This window comes from Oleiphilus sp. HI0125, assembly GCF_001635355.1.
Window position 1 is genome coordinate 1 of record NZ_LWGF01001002.1, and the last position, 1168, is coordinate 1168.

Annotated in this window: 2 protein-coding genes; both read right to left on the reverse strand. The window is 44.0% G+C overall.

Annotated elements, in window-relative coordinates:
- Nucleotides 1–328: hypothetical protein (locus A3762_RS28435; protein ID WP_231878848.1), on the reverse strand; the 328-nt coding region annotated here is incomplete at its 3' end.
- Nucleotides 328–1168, reverse strand: an 841-nt coding sequence (locus A3762_RS17190) for a rhomboid family intramembrane serine protease (protein WP_231878849.1), incomplete at its 5' end; no start/stop codon positions are given. The genes A3762_RS28435 and A3762_RS17190, both read right to left, overlap by 1 nt.

Here is a 1168-nt window from a genome sequence, read left to right on the forward strand (position 1 = left end):
ACTTAAACATCACACCAGAAGTTAATAGGTATAAACCTATCATCAGTGGCACAAACAAAAAGCTTGCCGCTGCCATGGCCATCGAAACAACAACGATAAACGAAAGGCTTTGCTTGCTCAGAGGATACCGGAAACTTTGATCAATTCGCCGCCAGAAGGGTACGACATCAGATTGAACGCCAAGGCTTTCAGTTTCTCGCTCACAGATCATGCATGTGGGATTTTTGTTTGTTTTGCTTTCATTTAAACAGGTAGGACAAAAATCCTGATCGCAATGAGTGCAGTGATGGCTAGCAGGGCTAAGAGGGTGATAATGGCAGTAGGACATTATTGACTCCCTCCCAGGCCTATTGTTGTTTCAGCAATATTTGCATAGTGCTGGGATTTTTCTGATTGCTTGCACTTTCCAAAAACAATCGACAGCTTTCGGGCCAGAACATCGAGGTTGAGTTGACTATTTTGTTGAGTGTTGAGCTTCTCGAAAATATCTTCAGCAAGGCTTATATGCTCGTTAGTACAAAGTTTTAATGCCAGCTTGTATTGCTGCTCTTCATTCAGCTGGCTCATGAGGTCTGGTGTGTTCTCGCAGATATTGGCTAACTGGCTTAGATCTCGCTCGTCTCGTATTTTTATATCCATTAAGGTCGCGAAAAATAGAGCATGACCTTTCAATCCCGTTTCTTGAGATAACTTAAAAGCCAGCATGTTGAGTTCAAAGCTTGCCCCGTAATCCTTGTTGTACTGTTTGATACTTTCTACAGCTCTCGCAAATGAGAAGCGGTCTATCTGTTCGTAAATCTTGGCTCTAGCTTCGCGTTCTGGATCGATTTCTTGGTTTTGTTCCACGTACTCTGTATTCACAAGTTGAGGTCGGAAGAAGTAGATCAAACCAAGCAATGCTCCACCCCCAGCAAAGCCACCCGCGTGCGCCATAAAGGCGACATTCGAATGCGGGTTGAGAAAGTAGTCGCTTATCTCTTTGCCGATATACAAGGGAAGGATGAGCAAGGCTGGTGCTCGAAAATATCCAGCAAATACAAAAATCCAATAAAAGAACTCAATTTTGCGCAACCTGAATACACCCAGATACATGGCCATGACACCAGATATTGAGCCTGACGCTCCAACTAGAGAGGTGTCGCTTGAGAGATCCATTACCGCATACAAC